General features: G+C 62.4%; 16 protein-coding genes. 6 read left to right on the forward strand and 10 right to left on the reverse strand.

Features of this window, described 5'->3' with window-relative positions; all coding sequences use genetic code 11:
- From FAZ21_RS14230 to FAZ21_RS14250, 5 genes are all read right to left on the reverse strand, one after another.
- A partial coding sequence (locus tag FAZ21_RS14230) for a hypothetical protein (protein ID WP_136774111.1) occupies nucleotides 1-501 on the reverse strand: 501 nt, incomplete at its 3' end.
- A 10-nt stretch (nucleotides 502-511) separates the two neighbouring features.
- Nucleotides 512-1369, reverse strand: a complete 858-nt coding sequence (locus tag FAZ21_RS14235) for a carbohydrate-binding protein (protein WP_136774112.1) — start codon at nucleotides 1367-1369, stop codon at nucleotides 512-514.
- Nucleotides 1370-1495: 126 nt separating this feature from the next.
- A complete protein-coding gene (locus tag FAZ21_RS14240; protein WP_136774113.1) occupies nucleotides 1496-2965 on the reverse strand; it encodes a hypothetical protein in 1470 nt (489 codons plus the stop codon).
- 10 nt (nucleotides 2966-2975) lie between these two features.
- Nucleotides 2976-3833 carry a carbohydrate-binding protein gene (locus tag FAZ21_RS14245; RefSeq protein ID WP_136774114.1) on the reverse strand — a complete coding sequence of 286 codons (858 nt, stop codon included), beginning with the start codon at nucleotides 3831-3833 and terminating at the stop codon, nucleotides 2976-2978.
- A gap of 339 nt (nucleotides 3834-4172) precedes the next feature.
- Complete coding sequence (locus tag FAZ21_RS14250) at nucleotides 4173-5138, reverse strand: YihY/virulence factor BrkB family protein (RefSeq protein ID WP_169307410.1); 966 nt, start codon at nucleotides 5136-5138, stop codon at nucleotides 4173-4175.
- 258 nt (nucleotides 5139-5396) lie between these two features.
- On the opposite strand from FAZ21_RS14250, the gene FAZ21_RS14255 reads away from it, so the two are divergent.
- From FAZ21_RS14255 to FAZ21_RS14275, 6 genes are all read left to right on the forward strand, one after another.
- Complete coding sequence (locus FAZ21_RS14255; protein ID WP_136774116.1) at nucleotides 5397-6458, forward strand: sigma-54 interaction domain-containing protein; 1062 nt, start codon at nucleotides 5397-5399, stop codon at nucleotides 6456-6458.
- Entirely contained in the window at nucleotides 6445-6660 is a 216-nt protein-coding gene (locus FAZ21_RS14260; RefSeq protein WP_136774117.1) for a hypothetical protein, read from the forward strand. Before FAZ21_RS14255 ends, FAZ21_RS14260 begins: the two co-directional genes overlap by 14 nt.
- 18 nt (nucleotides 6661-6678) lie before the next feature.
- Entirely contained in the window at nucleotides 6679-7176 is a 498-nt protein-coding gene (locus FAZ21_RS14265; RefSeq protein ID WP_136774118.1) for a PRC-barrel domain-containing protein, read from the forward strand.
- Between the two features lie 47 nt (nucleotides 7177-7223).
- The gene (locus FAZ21_RS14270; RefSeq protein ID WP_136774119.1) at nucleotides 7224-7658 is read left to right on the forward strand and encodes a BON domain-containing protein; all 435 of its coding nucleotides are present in this window, start codon (nucleotides 7224-7226) and stop codon (nucleotides 7656-7658) included.
- A 37-nt stretch (nucleotides 7659-7695) separates the two neighbouring features.
- Nucleotides 7696-7857 (forward strand): hypothetical protein, encoded by a 162-nt coding sequence (locus FAZ21_RS20335; protein WP_169307411.1) that lies wholly within the window; start codon nucleotides 7696-7698, stop codon nucleotides 7855-7857.
- A 284-nt stretch (nucleotides 7858-8141) separates the two neighbouring features.
- A complete protein-coding gene (locus FAZ21_RS14275; RefSeq protein WP_136774120.1) occupies nucleotides 8142-8516 on the forward strand; it encodes a hypothetical protein in 375 nt (124 codons plus the stop codon).
- Nucleotides 8517-8677: 161 nt separating this feature from the next.
- Here FAZ21_RS14275 and FAZ21_RS14280 read toward each other — a convergent pair whose 3' ends face one another.
- From FAZ21_RS14280 to FAZ21_RS14300, 5 genes are all read right to left on the reverse strand, one after another.
- Complete coding sequence (locus FAZ21_RS14280) at nucleotides 8678-9004, reverse strand: DUF2325 domain-containing protein (RefSeq protein ID WP_136774121.1); 327 nt, start codon at nucleotides 9002-9004, stop codon at nucleotides 8678-8680.
- A 335-nt stretch (nucleotides 9005-9339) separates the two neighbouring features.
- The gene (locus FAZ21_RS14285; protein ID WP_136774122.1) at nucleotides 9340-10389 is read right to left on the reverse strand and encodes an NADP(H)-dependent aldo-keto reductase; all 1050 of its coding nucleotides are present in this window, start codon (nucleotides 10387-10389) and stop codon (nucleotides 9340-9342) included.
- A 231-nt stretch (nucleotides 10390-10620) separates the two neighbouring features.
- Nucleotides 10621-11688: a sigma-54 interaction domain-containing protein gene (locus tag FAZ21_RS14290; RefSeq protein WP_136774123.1), complete on the reverse strand. Its 1068-nt coding sequence runs from the start codon at nucleotides 11686-11688 to the stop codon at nucleotides 10621-10623.
- A gap of 134 nt (nucleotides 11689-11822) precedes the next feature.
- Complete coding sequence (locus FAZ21_RS14295; RefSeq protein WP_136774124.1) at nucleotides 11823-12038, reverse strand: TOBE domain-containing protein; 216 nt, start codon at nucleotides 12036-12038, stop codon at nucleotides 11823-11825.
- A gap of 206 nt (nucleotides 12039-12244) precedes the next feature.
- Nucleotides 12245-13456 carry a phospholipase A gene (locus tag FAZ21_RS14300; protein WP_136774125.1) on the reverse strand — a complete coding sequence of 404 codons (1212 nt, stop codon included), beginning with the start codon at nucleotides 13454-13456 and terminating at the stop codon, nucleotides 12245-12247.
- Between the last annotated feature and the right edge of the window lie 76 nt (nucleotides 13457-13532).

Below are 13532 nucleotides of genomic sequence, written 5' to 3' on the forward strand. Positions count from 1 at the left end.
GGCAAACAGATTGCCTTGCGAATGCGGCACCAGCAGCACCTTGTCGGCCTCGGCGGTGGCGCGGCGGATATCGCGCAGGATTTCACTTTCCTCATCCAGCGTCAGTTGCGCCAAGGCGGCCTGCTCGGCCTTGGCCTGGTAATAGCGGATTGCCGCTTCGGCCACGCGCGCATCCATGCCTTCGGGGGCATTGCCGTAAAGCAGCGCCTCGGCGATTTTTTCGGGGGCGGTGTCGGGGTTTTGCTGGCTGAGCTGGTAGAAGGTCTGGGCGATGTCGGCGAAGAAGCCGTGGGTTTGGTTGTAGGCGAGGTCGGTGGGGACGGGGTGACCGAGATTTTCCTGGATAACCTGTTGCAGCATATCTTTGCTTTTTCTTGCATCCAGAATTGGCGTAGTAATTCCATTAATGTGCATCACATGCGGAACTTGATCGCACTTTGTCAGTGCTGCCCATGTGTTTGTTGTAAAAATCAAACCTGCCAGTATCCAGGAGAATTTCATGGTGATCTCCTTAATCGCACTGATAAACAACTGGAGAGCCAAAAACCATGCCACTCAATAGCTCTGAATAGCGATGGTAAGCGCTTAAACGGTCCGCAGTGTTATATTGGAGTGAGTTTTGCTTTTTAAAAAACATTAATCTCCAATCATAGTCTTCAGTGGAGTCTTTGTAGGATCGCTCAAAGCAATCGGACGCAATACCCCATTCATTCAATAAAGCCCTTGCGTGTTCACGGTCATTTCCATTGACCGTCAATATTTGTTGCTGGGCAAGCCGCGCCATCTCCATCGCGTACTTGAACCGCGCCGGGTGCTGACCCACTTCCTGCGCCAGAAAGCGCTGTACGTCATCGCGCACGCCGTCTTGGTCGGCGTCGATGCCGGCCAGCGTCTTGCGGCCGGCCGCGCCGGGATTGGGCGGGACTTTGATGCCGTTGATGGTGTCGGTGTTGCCCGGTGGGATCGGGGTGACGGCTTCGCATTGTTGGATTGGTTGCCACAGTGCTGGCACGCGGGGCGGTTGCCATTCGGTGCCTTTGTGGGCGGTATGCGCCTGGCGGGCGCGGTAGTAATCGCCTTCGAAACGAATCTGGTCGCCCAGGGCGTAGCTGTAGCCAGCTTGCCAGGGGGCGCAGCGTTGTACCGGGCCATGGTGCAGTTGCCACAGCGCGGGGGTGGACGCGGGGTTCCAGTTGGCGCCTTTTTGCGCGGTGTGCGATTGCAGTGCGCGGTAGGTCTGGCCTTGGTATTGCACGACCACGCCGATCAGGTAGCCGTCGCTTTCGCGCCATTCGGGCAGCGGTGGGGTGGCCCAGGCGGGGACCAGGGTGGCGGCGGCGAGCAATCCAGCCAGGACAGGTTTACGCATTCGATTGAAGCTCCTGCGGCGTGTAATACGCCGCATCATGAGGGGATGGATACGTAGGTCCAGTGGGGTACGCCGAGCCTGTAGTGGTCGGTCGAGTTATGTAGGGGATGTCTTGGTGGCGATGCGTTATGGCGCGACTTCGGTGGCGGCAAGTTCGGGGGTGGGTTGCCAGTCGATTTTGTAGCGGCCAGTGGTTTCGTTCTGGGTGACGATGATTTTTCCCAAGACCAAGCTGAAATACCCAAAAGCATTCCGGGAGCCGTCGTCCAGCCCGATGATTTGATCATCAAATGCCCGCCGTTGGGTGGCCTGCCCGAATAGATAATTGCGGCGGGTCCCTTGGTAGGTCAATGCGAAGTTGTTTTGCTCATTGAGGAGCACGTCGGGCTTTCCTTCCCAGGGTTGATAAACATAGTCGCCCAATATTTCGTATGTGCCCGGTTCCAGCCTGGAGCCGAGCGTTTCGGGATACATGTCGCACGTCAGCCCATAAACATAGTGATAACGGTCGTCTTGATCCCTGAATCCGGTCGCAATCCCGACTACGGTCGTTATCATGAAACCTCTCGGGATATCATCCCCCCGATAAAGCAGCGGGGAATAAACGCCACGTGGCCCTTTCAGGTAGAGCCATGCAATATTGTTGCCATAAAAATCCGGGTCACTGAATCCTTGGGGTCGATCCCAACCTGCGGCTTGCCAAAGCTGTTGATTGAAGGGTGGTCCGTAAAAATCAAAGATCAGCGGCGCTCGCGATAGCATCGAATCGGCAATGTCCGCTGGATAAGGAGTGGTATTCATCGCCACCATCGCCGCAAGCAAACCAGCAGTGGCGGCCTCCCGCCCATTCAAGCTGGGATTGAGATACACCTCCTTGAATCCATGCCCCAGGACATCCGCTTTGGTAAAGGGAATCTCGATATTGTGCGGCAGCACCTTGCGCAGGATATCCAGACTGCTGATCACCACGTCGTGGCGCGAAGTGAGATAGCTGCCGTTACCGAGCACCCGGTCGGCCGGCGAAGCAAAACCGTGGATGCGCAAGTCCTGAGGACGTAACTCACCGCTATCGGTGAGCAGGGTATACATGCGATTGGCAAACAGATTGCCTTGCGAATGCGGCACCAGCAGCACCTTATCGGCCTCGGCGGTGGCACGGCGGATATCGCGCAGGATTTCACTTTCCTCATCCAGCGTCAGTTGCGCCAGGGCAGCCTGCTCGGCCTTGGCCTGGTAATAGCGGATCGCCGCTTCGGCCACGCGGGCATCCATGCCTTCGGGCGCATTGCCGTAGAGCAGCGCCTCGGCGATTTTTTCGGGGGCGGTATCGGGGTTTTGCTGGCTGAGTTGGTAGAAGGTCTGAGCGATGTCGGCGAAGAAGCCGTGGGTTTGGTTGTAGGCGAGGTCGGTTTTGACGGGGTGGCCGAACTTCTCTGCCAACATTCTTCCCAGCATCTTCTGGCTATTGATAGCATTTTCTTTTGGTGTAGTAATTCCGTTGATATGAACTACAGCAGGAATTTGATCACACGGAGTCAACTCTGCCCACGCATTAGTTGCCAGGAAAATACTGGCAATCGCCAATTTTATTTTCATCTTTTCCCCCTCAGTCGCATTGATAACGAACTGGGGAGTGAAACATCATTCCGCCAGCCATGGCATCACTGTGCTTAATAGCTGCCATGCGATCAGGCGTATTTGCATGCAGCGCGGACACCTTTTTAGAAAAATTCAGTCGCCAATCATAATCTTCCGTAGAGTCCTTGTAGGTTTCATAAAAACAATCCAATGCAAGGCTCCATTGGTTTGTTAGCGCTCGAACCTTCTCCCTATCATTCCCACTTGCACTTAAAATCTCCAACTGCGTAATCCGCGCCATCTCCATCGCGTACTTGAACCGCGCCGGGTGCTGGCCCACTTCCTGCGCCAAAAAGCGCTGTACGTCATCGCGCACGCCGTCCTGGTCGGCGTCGATGCCGGCCAGGGTTTTGCGGCCGGCCGCGCCGGGATCGGGCGGGACTTTGATGCCGTTGATGGTGTCGGTGTTGCCCGGTGGGATCGGGGTGACGGCTTCGCATTGTTGGATTGGTTGCCACAGTGCTGGCACGCGGGGCGGCTGCCATTCGGTGCCTTTGTGGGCGGTATGCGCCTGGCGGGCGCGGTAGTAGTCGCCTTCGAAACGAATCTGGTCGCCCAGGGCGTAGCTGTAGCCAGCTTGCCAGGGGGTGCAGCGTTGTACCGGGCCGTGGTGCAGTTGCCATAGCGCGGGGGTGGACGCGGGGTTCCAGTTGGCGCCTTTTTGCGCGGTGTGCGATTGCAGTGCGCGGTAGGTCTGGCCTTGGTATTGCACGATCACGCCGATCAGGTAACCGTCGCTTTCGCGCCATTCGGGGAGCGGTGGGGTGGCCCACGCCAGGGGGGCGAGCAGGCAGGCGGTGAGCAGGGGGATGGCGGTACGGTGCATCGGTCGATCTCCAGGGTCGATGCCGAGGCATCGCGACATGTACGGTCGTGTTCCCAGTGGTGCCGCTGTCCTGTGCCGGTCAGTCGGAAGCGCCGACTATACCCGTGCTTTCTTTCGCACCCAATAAAATATTTCTTGCTTGCAAGTCATATTTCTTACGAAATGTATGTGCTGTAGGTAGGGAAGGCTGAAGGTCCTGACGGAAAAAAGCGCTGCATTCGAGTAATGCTCTCGCGGTGCGCGTGTAGAAGAAAATTGATTTGAAAGATTTTTGAAAGAAAAAAATTTGCGCTGGACGATCTCACGCGTCGGGGAAGAATGCCCGTCAGGCGGGGGCGATCAGTTGTCCGTCGCTGCCACCGGAGTGGGGTCGAGGGATCGTGCTTCGCGCCGTGCTGCTTGTTTGTCCGCCGCGCGCGTGCCGGTGCGGAAAATCGTCACCTGCCTTGCAAGCTCTGCACCGAAGAGAAAAATTTGCGCGGCATAGAAGATCCAGACCAGTACCAGCACCAGCGCGCCGGCCGCGCCGTAGGAGGAGCCCACCGCTGTGGTGCCCAGGTAGAGCGCGATCAGGCTCTTGCCGCCCATGTACAGCGCGGCGGTGATGATCGAGCTGAACCACACGTCGCGCCATGGAATGAAGCGGTCGGGCAGCAGTTTGTAGATCGCCGCGAACAGAAGCGTGACCACGGCCATTGTCACCGCCGCGTTGACGATCGCCATGATCGCCAGTTGATTGCCGAACCAGCCGGCATAGCGGCTCTGCACCAGGGTCAGCCCGGTGGAAACCAGCAGGGAAACCAGCAGTACGAAGCCGGCGCTGACCACGATGCCGAATGACAGCAACCGGGTTTTTACCAGCAGGTAAACGCTGCTGTGCTTGTGTTTGCGCGTACCCCAGATCACGTCCAGGCTGCCCTTCAGTTCGCTGAACACCGTGGTGGCGGCGAATATGCTCGTGCCCAGTGCCAGCAACGTGTGCCATGTGGGTTGGTTGTCGATCTGCGCGCTTTCGATCACCGCGCCCACGGCGGTGGCGGCGTTCGGCCCCATCAGCGCCTGGATTTCGGTCATCAGCTCCACCTGAGCCGCATCCCGGCCGTAGAAATAGCCGGCGATGGCAATGGCGATGATCAGCACCGGCCCCATCGAGAACAGCGTGTAGAACGCAATCGCCGCGCCCATGGTGGCGCCGCGATGCGCCGACCAGCACGACACCGCATTGCCGATCAGCTTGATGGCGGTACCGGCCTGGCGCCCGGCTGCGTGCCAGGGTGTTTCTGCTTGTTGCGGTGTTTCGGCCATGTCCGTGCTCCGTTCGGTTCCTGCTTGTCCATGCACGATGCGTGCCTGCCCGGTGGCAACCGGGTCGGGCGGGTGTAGTCCCTGTCCGACAACGCTTTGCGGCAGCACTGACGCCAGCTTCGGAATGCGCAGTGTGCTCATCGCGCGGGCCGGTGCGTACGCTGCTAGGCATGGTTCACGCGACCTAGAGGCGGTTCGACCGCTTCGCCCAAGGGGCAAACCCGCCCTGTCTTTCCGGTAACACAGCGAGGGGTTCCCATGTTCGATTCACACTACGATTACGCCAGCGACGCCCGGCGCGACAATGTGGTCGCAATGCCGATGCGCGGCGCTGTGCCCCGTGAGCCTTCGGAGCTCACCCGGTTCGGCATGATGTACGGCGCATCGCCGGCCATGCGTGAAGTCTTTGCCATGGTGGAGCGCGTGGCGCCCACCGAGGCGGCGGTGCTGGTGGTCGGCGAAAGCGGCTGCGGTAAGGAGCTGGTGGCGCAGACAGTGCATCAGCTCAGCGCGCGGGCCGATGCGCCGTTCGTGGCCGTCAACTGCGGCGCCTTGCCCGGTTCTCTGATCGAAGCCGAGCTGTTCGGCTACGAAAAGGGCGCGTTCACCGGCGCCAACCGCACCCATCCGGGCGTGTTCGAGCGCGCCGAGGGCGGCACGTTGTTCCTCGACGAAATCACCGAAATGCCGCTGGACATGCAGGTGCGTCTGCTGCGCGTGCTGGAAACGCGCTGCTTCACCCGCGTGGGTGGCGAGCGCGAAATGCGCTGCAATGTGCGGGTGGTGGCCGCGACCAACCGCGATCCGCATCAGGCCGTGGCGGAAGGCGCGTTGCGCGAAGACCTGCTCTATCGCCTGGCGGTGTTCCCCATTGCGCTGCCGCCGCTGCGCGAACGCGCCGCCGACGTGCTGTTGCTGGCGCGCCATTTTCTCGGCGAGCTGAACCGAGAGCACGGTACGCAGAAAAAGCTCACCGAAGCCAGCGAGGCCGCGATCCTGCGCCATGCCTGGCCCGGCAATGTCCGCGAGCTGAAGAACTGCCTGCAACGTGCCTACATCATGAGCGAGAACTGGGTGGAGGTAGACCCGGAAAACGCCATGCCCGGCATGGGCTCCCGCCCCGCCACGCGGCCCGGCATGCTTGAGTTCGAGGTCGGCACCTCGCTGCCCGACATGGAGCGCCGCATGATCATCGCCACGCTGGACAAGTTCGCCGGCAACAAACGCAAGACAGCGGAAGTGCTCGGGGTGAGCCTGAAGACGCTCTACAACCGCCTCAACGAATACGCGCGCCGCGAAGCGCGGTATGCCACCGCCTGAGGGCCGGATCATGCGCATCGATTTCGACCTCGACCCGGATCGCCTCGACGAGCTGGACGTACGCCTGAGCGCGCCTGCCGCGCGTACCGTGCGCGCCCGTCACGTGGACCCGGACAGTATCCACCGCAAGACCCAGCGGCCCGCGCGCCGCGCCGACCGCTGGCAGGCGGATGGCGCGACCCGCACCGTCAGGGGCTGGTAACGGCCTCGGGAGATCGTCATGTCCACCTGGAATCTCAGCAGCGGCATCGTCTACGACACCGACGAGCACGTCGAGGCGCCGCCCGCCCGCACCATCCCGCCCGCGGACAAGCTGGCGGCGGTTGAATCGTCGCCCGGTTCGCCGGCCACACCGGAAGGCCATAGCGGCCCCGGTGCCTGCCTCGCCGCCATGGACGAACTACAGGTCTACACGCTCACCGACACCGATAGCCAGGTGCTGGGCGAAGTGCGCAGTTTCATCGTCGATCTGCATCAGGGGCGGCTCGCCTATGTGGTGGTTGCGCTGAGCGGTGCCAAGGGCGCCGCGCAACTCACCGCCGTGCCCTGGCATGCGCTGGCGCATGCCCCGCACGAGCGTCGCTTCGTGCTCAATACCACGCAGGCCGATCCGGCCAAGGCCCCCGCGTTCGACGCTGCCGCGTGGCCGGACATGAGCAACTGCGACTGGGCGCAATCCCTGCACGATTTTTATCAGGCGCGACCGTACTGGCTGTAGCTGCGCCGTTTCGAGGCCTTGCGCCATCCATACCAAAGGAGATACCGATGAATCACCGTACCGTCACCCTGGCGCTCGCGCCGCTGCTGCTGGCTGGCCTGCTTACCGCTTGCGGCAAGAAGGAAGAGCCGGTTGCCGACAACACCAACTACGCGGCCAGCGCCCCGGCCGTGGCCGACCCGACTCCGGTCGAGGCCAGCCCGAGCATGGCCGAGAGCGCCGCCGCCGCCACCGCGTCGGCCGCCGACAGTGCCGGCAATGCAGTGAGCAATGCCGCGCTGACCGCCAAGGTGAAGGCCGCCCTCGCCGCCGATGTCAGCCTGAAGACGCTGACGGTGAATGTGGACAGCAACGGCAACCACGTGTCGCTCACCGGCGAAGTGGAAAACGAAGCGCAACGTACCCAGGCCGAGCAAGTGGCGCGCGGCGTGGAGGGCGTGAGCGAGGTGACCAACAATCTGACGCTGAAGGCGAAGGGTTGATCCGGCGCCATCGCCGCCTGCCCACCGGGAGCACACCATGACACGCAAGAGCTGGATTCTGCTGGGCCTGGGGCTTGCCGCCCTGGCCTGCTGCTGCAAGCACGATCGCCAACGTCGGCCGGCACAGCCGGAGGACAAGGATCTGCATCGTTGGGAAGGCGAGGGCGGGTCGCCGCCGGATGCCACCAGCGCGATCTGAAGCGAACGCGCCGTATCAGGTTTTTCTCTGGGAGAGTGATTCGCGGGCCTTCGGGCCCGTTTTTTTTGGGGGGGGAGACCCCGCCGCCGATGCTGCGGTGCAACAGCTTTTGGTTATATGGTATGGCACTCCTTTACTGCCTGGAAACCCGCTCTTACCGCTGGCTAGTCTCTAAATAGAAAAGTCCGATTTACCGGACACGCCAGGCCCTTCATCGTTGTGAAGAGGCCACGGCGCCCACAAGGCGCCTCCATTTGAGACCGAGATGTAAGGAGATTAGTCCCATGCCACCAGCGCACGCTGTTACGTCCTACCCGCTGCATATCCAGAGTTTTCACCCTAACCTCAGAGCCGTCGAGAAGGAATGGGATACCGAACAACTGGACGGCCCGTATCTGGATTTTGTCCTGGCTTGCCTCACCGATGCGTTCGACAAGGTGGTGTTGGCGCATGATGCGGCCTTGAAGCCCGCTTTCGTGATCGTGCGGCCCCTGGGTCTGATCTGGGATCCCCGGCACAATCCGGAGCAGGCGAAGCTGGCGGTGAAGTGCATCGCCGGTTGCGAGTGCGAGGAACACGATCTGGACATCAAGGCGCTGAGAAACCTGGTGCGCAGCAGGATGGGCCCGGTTTGCAGCATTCCCGCCTACGAACACTGAAGTAAACCCTGGGGGCGAATCGACCTTCAATGCGGTTGCGAAGGAAGATTGGCTCCCCGGGCGCAATGCCCCTTTCTCTCATGCCCGCTGTTCGCATCGATGCTTCGTCGATGCGGAAGCGGGCATGCTGCTGTCGGGCGTTGGATTGACGCGTGGGTTCGTCAGTGGGGGGCGGAGCGATGCCGGGGGCATTCGGCGCAGCGGCTGGCGCCGAGTTTATCCAGCGAGAGCGCCAGCGCGCAGGTGGAGCGGCGGCACGCAACGAAACGCACGTTCTGCTTTTGGGCGGCGTCGCGGTAGTTGCGCATCACGTTGTGGCCGAGAAAGTCGGTGAACAGGATGACCAGGTCCATGCCCTTGATGCCACTGGGCGTGCGCTGATGCGACGGATTGCGTCCGGTGACGTGGTGGCCGATACGGATGCCGTACTCGGCCAGCAGTTGCGGGATATTGCCGAGGGTATCGGCGCCGACGACGTAGGCTTGCATGCTCGCTCCTTGCCCGGCGATCGGCCGGGACGGTTGCCGCATGGCGGCTCAACCGCGGCCATCGGATGCGAGGGCCGCGTCTGAGAGCAGACTATCAGCGCTTCTATATTCCAGTTAATACTTAATTTTGTTTTTGATATGTCTTTTTGTTGGGTTTGAGGTTTGAGGTTTGAGGTTTGAGGTTTGAGGTTTGAGGTTTGAGGTTGTTGAGGTTTGAGGAGTGAGGTGTGAGGTGTGAGGGGTAATGTCAAAAGCCAAAACCATACGGTTCTGTTTTTACGCTTACACCTCACACCTCACACCTCACCCTGCGCCGTAATGGGGCGTAGTCCCCCTTACGGCGCAGGATTCGGATGCCGGCCGTGGATGGCGTCGAGCTGGCGCAGCGCTTCCTCGCCCAGCGTGACGTCGATGCTGTCGATGTTTTCCTGCAATTGCGCCAGGGTGGTGGCGCCGATCAGGTTGCTGGTGACGAAGGGGCGGCTGTTGACGTAGGAGAGCGCCAGTGTGGCGGGCGACAGGCCCAGCGACTGCGCCAGTTGTACGTATTCGCGCGTTGCGGCCTCGGCGGTGGCGCCGGAGTAGCGGACAAAGCGGTCGTACAGCGCCAGGCGGCTGCCGGCGGGGCGTGCGCCGTTCAGGTATTTGCCCGACAGCACGCCGAAGGCCAGCGGTGAGTAGGCCAGCAGGCCCACCTGTTCGCGGTGGCTGAATTCGGCTAGGCCGATCTCGAACGTGCGGTTGAGCAGGCTGTAGGGATTCTGGATCGATACGATGCGCGGCAGGCCCACACTGTCGGCTGCCTTGAGGAACCGCGACAGGCCCCAGGGCGTTTCGTTGGAAACGCCGATATGCCGCACCTTGCCCTGCTGGACGAAATCCTGGAGGACGGCCAGCGTCTCTTCGATCGGTACGCTGTCCTCATCCTCGATCCAGGGATAACCCAGCCGGCCGAAGGTGTTGGTGCTGCGGTCGGGCCAGTGCAACTGGTAGAGGTCGATGTAGTCGGTTTGCAAGCGCGCCAGGCTGTCGTGCAAGGCCTGGGTGAGATTGGCGCGATCGTGCCGCGCATTGCCGCCGCGCAGGTAGCGCGGCTGGTGTGGCTGGCGCTGCGGGCCGGCGGCCTTGGTGGCCAGCACGATATCCTGGCGCCGGCCGCTGCGCGCCAGCCAGGTTCCGATGTGGCTTTCGGTGCGGCCCTGCGTTTCGGCGGTGGGCGGCACCGGGTACATCTCGGCGGTATCGACCAGTGTCACGCCGCGCGACAGGGCGTAGTCGAGCTGTGCGTGGGCATCGGCCTCGCTGTTCTGCTCGCCCCAGGTCATGGTACCCAGGCCGATCACGCTGACTTCCAGGTCGGTGCGACCCAGTTTGCGGTATTCCATTCCATTCTCCTGGCCCGCGGGCCATTGCTGTGGTTGAGGTGGCGACCGTGGGGGCGATTGCCGGGTAAAGCGTGGACGATAAAGCCCCGCGCCGCAGGCGAAATGCCCTGAATGGCGATGAGCCGGGCCTTGGGTGGCGCGGGAACCCAGACGCATGGCCAGCGGGCGCGCGGTGTACGCCGTGGCCGAGCGGGCGCCGCGTCCAGTGGGGGCCAGGAGCGGCGCCTGACGTTACTTGCCGGCGGATTCCAGCTCGGGTAGCAGGCCGTGGCGTTTGAGCAGGGTACGCAATACGTTGCGCGTCACGCCCAGCAGTTCGGCGCTGCGCACCTGATTGTGCCGGGCATGGCGATACGCTTCGCGCACGATCAGGTCTTCCAGATCGTCGAACAGGTGCTCGCCTGGCGCGGAGAACAGGCGGCGCAGTTCGCCGGCGATCACTTCCAGTGGCGGGCCCGACGGCGCGCCGCTGGTGGCGATGCCGCCATTCAGCTTGAGGTGGCGCGGTTCGATGGTCTTGCCGCTGGAAACCAGCAGTGCAAAGTGGATGACGTTTTCCAGCTCGCGGATATTGCCGGGCCAGGGGTAATGCAGCAGCGCGTGCACGGCGGCTTCGCCCACTTGCGGCACGGTCAGGCCCAGGCGCTGCGCGTATACGCCGAGGAAGTACTCGGCCAGCGGCAGGATGTCGCCCCGGCGCGCCCGGAGCGGCGGCAGGGTCAGGCTGACCACGTTCAGGCGGTAGTACAGATCCTGGCGAAAGTGCCCGGCGCTCACCGCCTGCGCCAGATCGACGTTGGTGGCGGCCACCAGCCGCACGTCGATGGCCGTGGCCTTGCGCGCGCCGACGCGTACCACTTCGTGTTCCTGCAGGACGCGCAACAGCTTGACCTGGAGCGCCAGCGGCAGATCGCCGATCTCGTCCAGGAACAGCGTGCCGCCGTGCGCGGATTCGAACCAGCCGGCGCGGCTACCGACGGCGCCGGTATAGGCACCCGCCTCGTGGCCGAACAGTTCGGCTTCGGCCAGGTTTTCGGTGATCGCGCCGCAATTGACGGCGAGGAACGGCCCGCGCCGGCCGCTGATGCGGTGCACGTGGCGCGCCACCAGCTCCTTGCCGGTGCCGGTTTCGCCGTGGATCAGTACCGGCGCCTCGGAGGGCGCCACGCGCTCCACATCCTCCAGCACCCGGCGCGATTGCGGGTCGGCGAATACCAGCGCCTTGGCGCGGATCGAGAGCGGGCTGTTCTCGGTATCGGAAAAGGTCAGTAGCGGGGGATTCGATTCGTTCTGGGGCATGGGGGCGGCTCCGTCCTGTTACCAACGATTCGACCCGGCAATGCCGGGCCGATGGTGGGCCGACGACGTTTGGGCGAATCGTCCTTCGCGCCATGTTTGAAGGTCGATTCGTCCTGGGTGTCGCCGAAAGCCGCTCACAGCGTGGCGATCGATACCTCGGTCGATTTGACGAAGGCGATCACTTCGCTGCCCGGCTTCAGGTTCAGTTCCTTGACCGAGCGGGTGGTGATGACCGAGGTGACGATGCCCGACGGCGTGGTGACGTCCACTTCGGAGAGCACCGGGCCTTCGATGATTTCCTTGATGGTGCCGCGGAACTGGTTGCGAACGTTGATGGACTTGATGCTCATGCTTGTTCTCCTGGGGGCCGCCGGGGGCAGCGCTCGCTTCGGGCAATGGGCGCCTGAAAACGGACACTGGGCGTTTGGTTAATCTCTCTGCGATCTATCGATCTTTTTCGAAAGAACGTGATGGAATTTACGATGCGAGTGTTATTCCATCAAATACTTTTGAGAGTTGTTGATATTTCGCAAAGAAATAACACGCCGTGTCAGGGTTACCGCCAGAGGCTGTAGCCAACGCGGAACTGCGCCGAGCTGCGTTTGTTGTAATCCAGCAGCGTTTCGCCCCAGCCCTCGAAATAGCTCAGGTAGAGGTAACCCATCATGCTGGGGAAAAGGCGCGCCAGCGGGTAGGTGGCCTCGACCTTGCCGCTGGTGTAGCCGGCGGTGCCGGTGCGCAGTGTGGCGGCCAGTTCCAGCGATTGCGGGTGGCCGAAGGTGAACAGGTAGTCGCCATAACCCCGGTATTTGGCGATGTCCTGGTTGTAGTCGCCCTTGTTGGCGTAGTAGTAGACCTTGGGTGAGAAGGTCCAGTGCCAGTCGGCCGGGTCGCCCAGGTAGAAGGTGGGCTTCACGAACAGCATGTCCACCGCGCGCGAATCCAGTTCGTCCTCGCCATTCGATTCATGCTCGTAGCCCGCCGCGAATGCCACGCGCTTGAGCCAGCCGGCCGAGAGGCCGGTGTCCGGCAGGTAGTAGTAGAGGCTGGGGCGGTAGAGCGAGTCGTGTATGGGGTAGGAATCGGCGGCGATGTCCATCAGCGCCGATTGCGTATAGCCAATGTAAAGGTTGTCGGTCAGCGCGCGCGAGGTGGGGGTGTCTGGCTCGAACACGCGGAACTTGAAGCTGAACTGGAACTGGGTGTACTCGTTGCCGTTCACGCCGGCTGCAATGTAGATCGGTTCGTTGAACGAAAACCGCGACAGCGCGGCGGGGTTTTCCTCGGGCGCCTGGGTGGCGGCCACCGGTTGATCCAGCACGGCGGTGGTGGCGGTGCTGACTTCGGTCACCGGCGGCACCGGCTCGGGGTTGGCGTCGGTGCGGCGCGCCACGGTGACCAGCATCGGCGCGACATCCAGATCCAGCAGTTCGAGCCGCACCTGCCCGCGTACGGTGGGGGGGATCGCGGCCGAATAGCGTGCCTTGCGCGGCTGGCCCTGGATGGTGGGTGGGTCGGGCAGGCGTTGCAGGGTGACGGCCACTGGCGGTTGCGGGTAGGCGGTCAGGCTGGCGCGTAGTTCGGTGGGCGGCTCGCCCGGCTGGCCGTCGTCGAACACCAGCAGGGTGATGTCCAGTGCGTCGGTCACGTCGACCTGCCGGGGCAGCGGCGCCACGGCGATCGAGGCATGGGCGGCGTGGGCGCCGAACAGCAGTGCGAGCAGCAGAGTGATGCGCAAGGCGCGGAGAGGGTGTTTGGGGTCGTTCATCGGTTGCTCGCAGGAGGGCGCGCCCGTCGGGCGCTGTCTCTTGCTAGCAAAGCACGCCGTTTGTCCGATGAGGCTG

Origin of the sequence: Chitiniphilus eburneus (assembly GCF_005048205.1) — a bacterium.
Classification (GTDB): Bacteria; Pseudomonadota; Gammaproteobacteria; order Burkholderiales; family Chitinibacteraceae; genus Chitiniphilus; species Chitiniphilus eburneus.

Coding starts and splice junctions, on each gene's coding strand:
- FAZ21_RS14255 (WP_136774116.1), top strand. CDS start 5,397: ATGTTCGATTCACACTACGATTACGCCAGCGACGCCCGGCGCGACAAT.
- FAZ21_RS14235 (WP_136774112.1), bottom strand. CDS start 1,369: ATGCGTAAACCTGTCCTGGCTGGATTGCTCGCCGCCGCCACCCTGGTC.
- FAZ21_RS14270 (WP_136774119.1), top strand. CDS start 7,224: ATGAATCACCGTACCGTCACCCTGGCGCTCGCGCCGCTGCTGCTGGCT.
- FAZ21_RS14295 (WP_136774124.1), bottom strand. CDS start 12,038: ATGAGCATCAAGTCCATCAACGTTCGCAACCAGTTCCGCGGCACCATC.
- FAZ21_RS14285 (WP_136774122.1), bottom strand. CDS start 10,389: ATGGAATACCGCAAACTGGGTCGCACCGACCTGGAAGTCAGCGTGATC.
- FAZ21_RS14265 (WP_136774118.1), top strand. CDS start 6,679: ATGTCCACCTGGAATCTCAGCAGCGGCATCGTCTACGACACCGACGAG.
- FAZ21_RS14245 (WP_136774114.1), bottom strand. CDS start 3,833: ATGCACCGTACCGCCATCCCCCTGCTCACCGCCTGCCTGCTCGCCCCC.
- FAZ21_RS14240 (WP_136774113.1), bottom strand. CDS start 2,965: ATGAAAATAAAATTGGCGATTGCCAGTATTTTCCTGGCAACTAATGCG.
- FAZ21_RS14275 (WP_136774120.1), top strand. CDS start 8,142: ATGCCACCAGCGCACGCTGTTACGTCCTACCCGCTGCATATCCAGAGT.
- FAZ21_RS14260 (WP_136774117.1), top strand. CDS start 6,445: ATGCCACCGCCTGAGGGCCGGATCATGCGCATCGATTTCGACCTCGAC.
- FAZ21_RS14290 (WP_136774123.1), bottom strand. CDS start 11,688: ATGCCCCAGAACGAATCGAATCCCCCGCTACTGACCTTTTCCGATACC.
- FAZ21_RS14300 (WP_136774125.1), bottom strand. CDS start 13,456: ATGAACGACCCCAAACACCCTCTCCGCGCCTTGCGCATCACTCTGCTG.
- FAZ21_RS14280 (WP_136774121.1), bottom strand. CDS start 9,004: ATGCAAGCCTACGTCGTCGGCGCCGATACCCTCGGCAATATCCCGCAA.
- FAZ21_RS14250 (WP_169307410.1), bottom strand. CDS start 5,138: ATGGCCGAAACACCGCAACAAGCAGAAACACCCTGGCACGCAGCCGGG.
- FAZ21_RS20335 (WP_169307411.1), top strand. CDS start 7,696: ATGACACGCAAGAGCTGGATTCTGCTGGGCCTGGGGCTTGCCGCCCTG.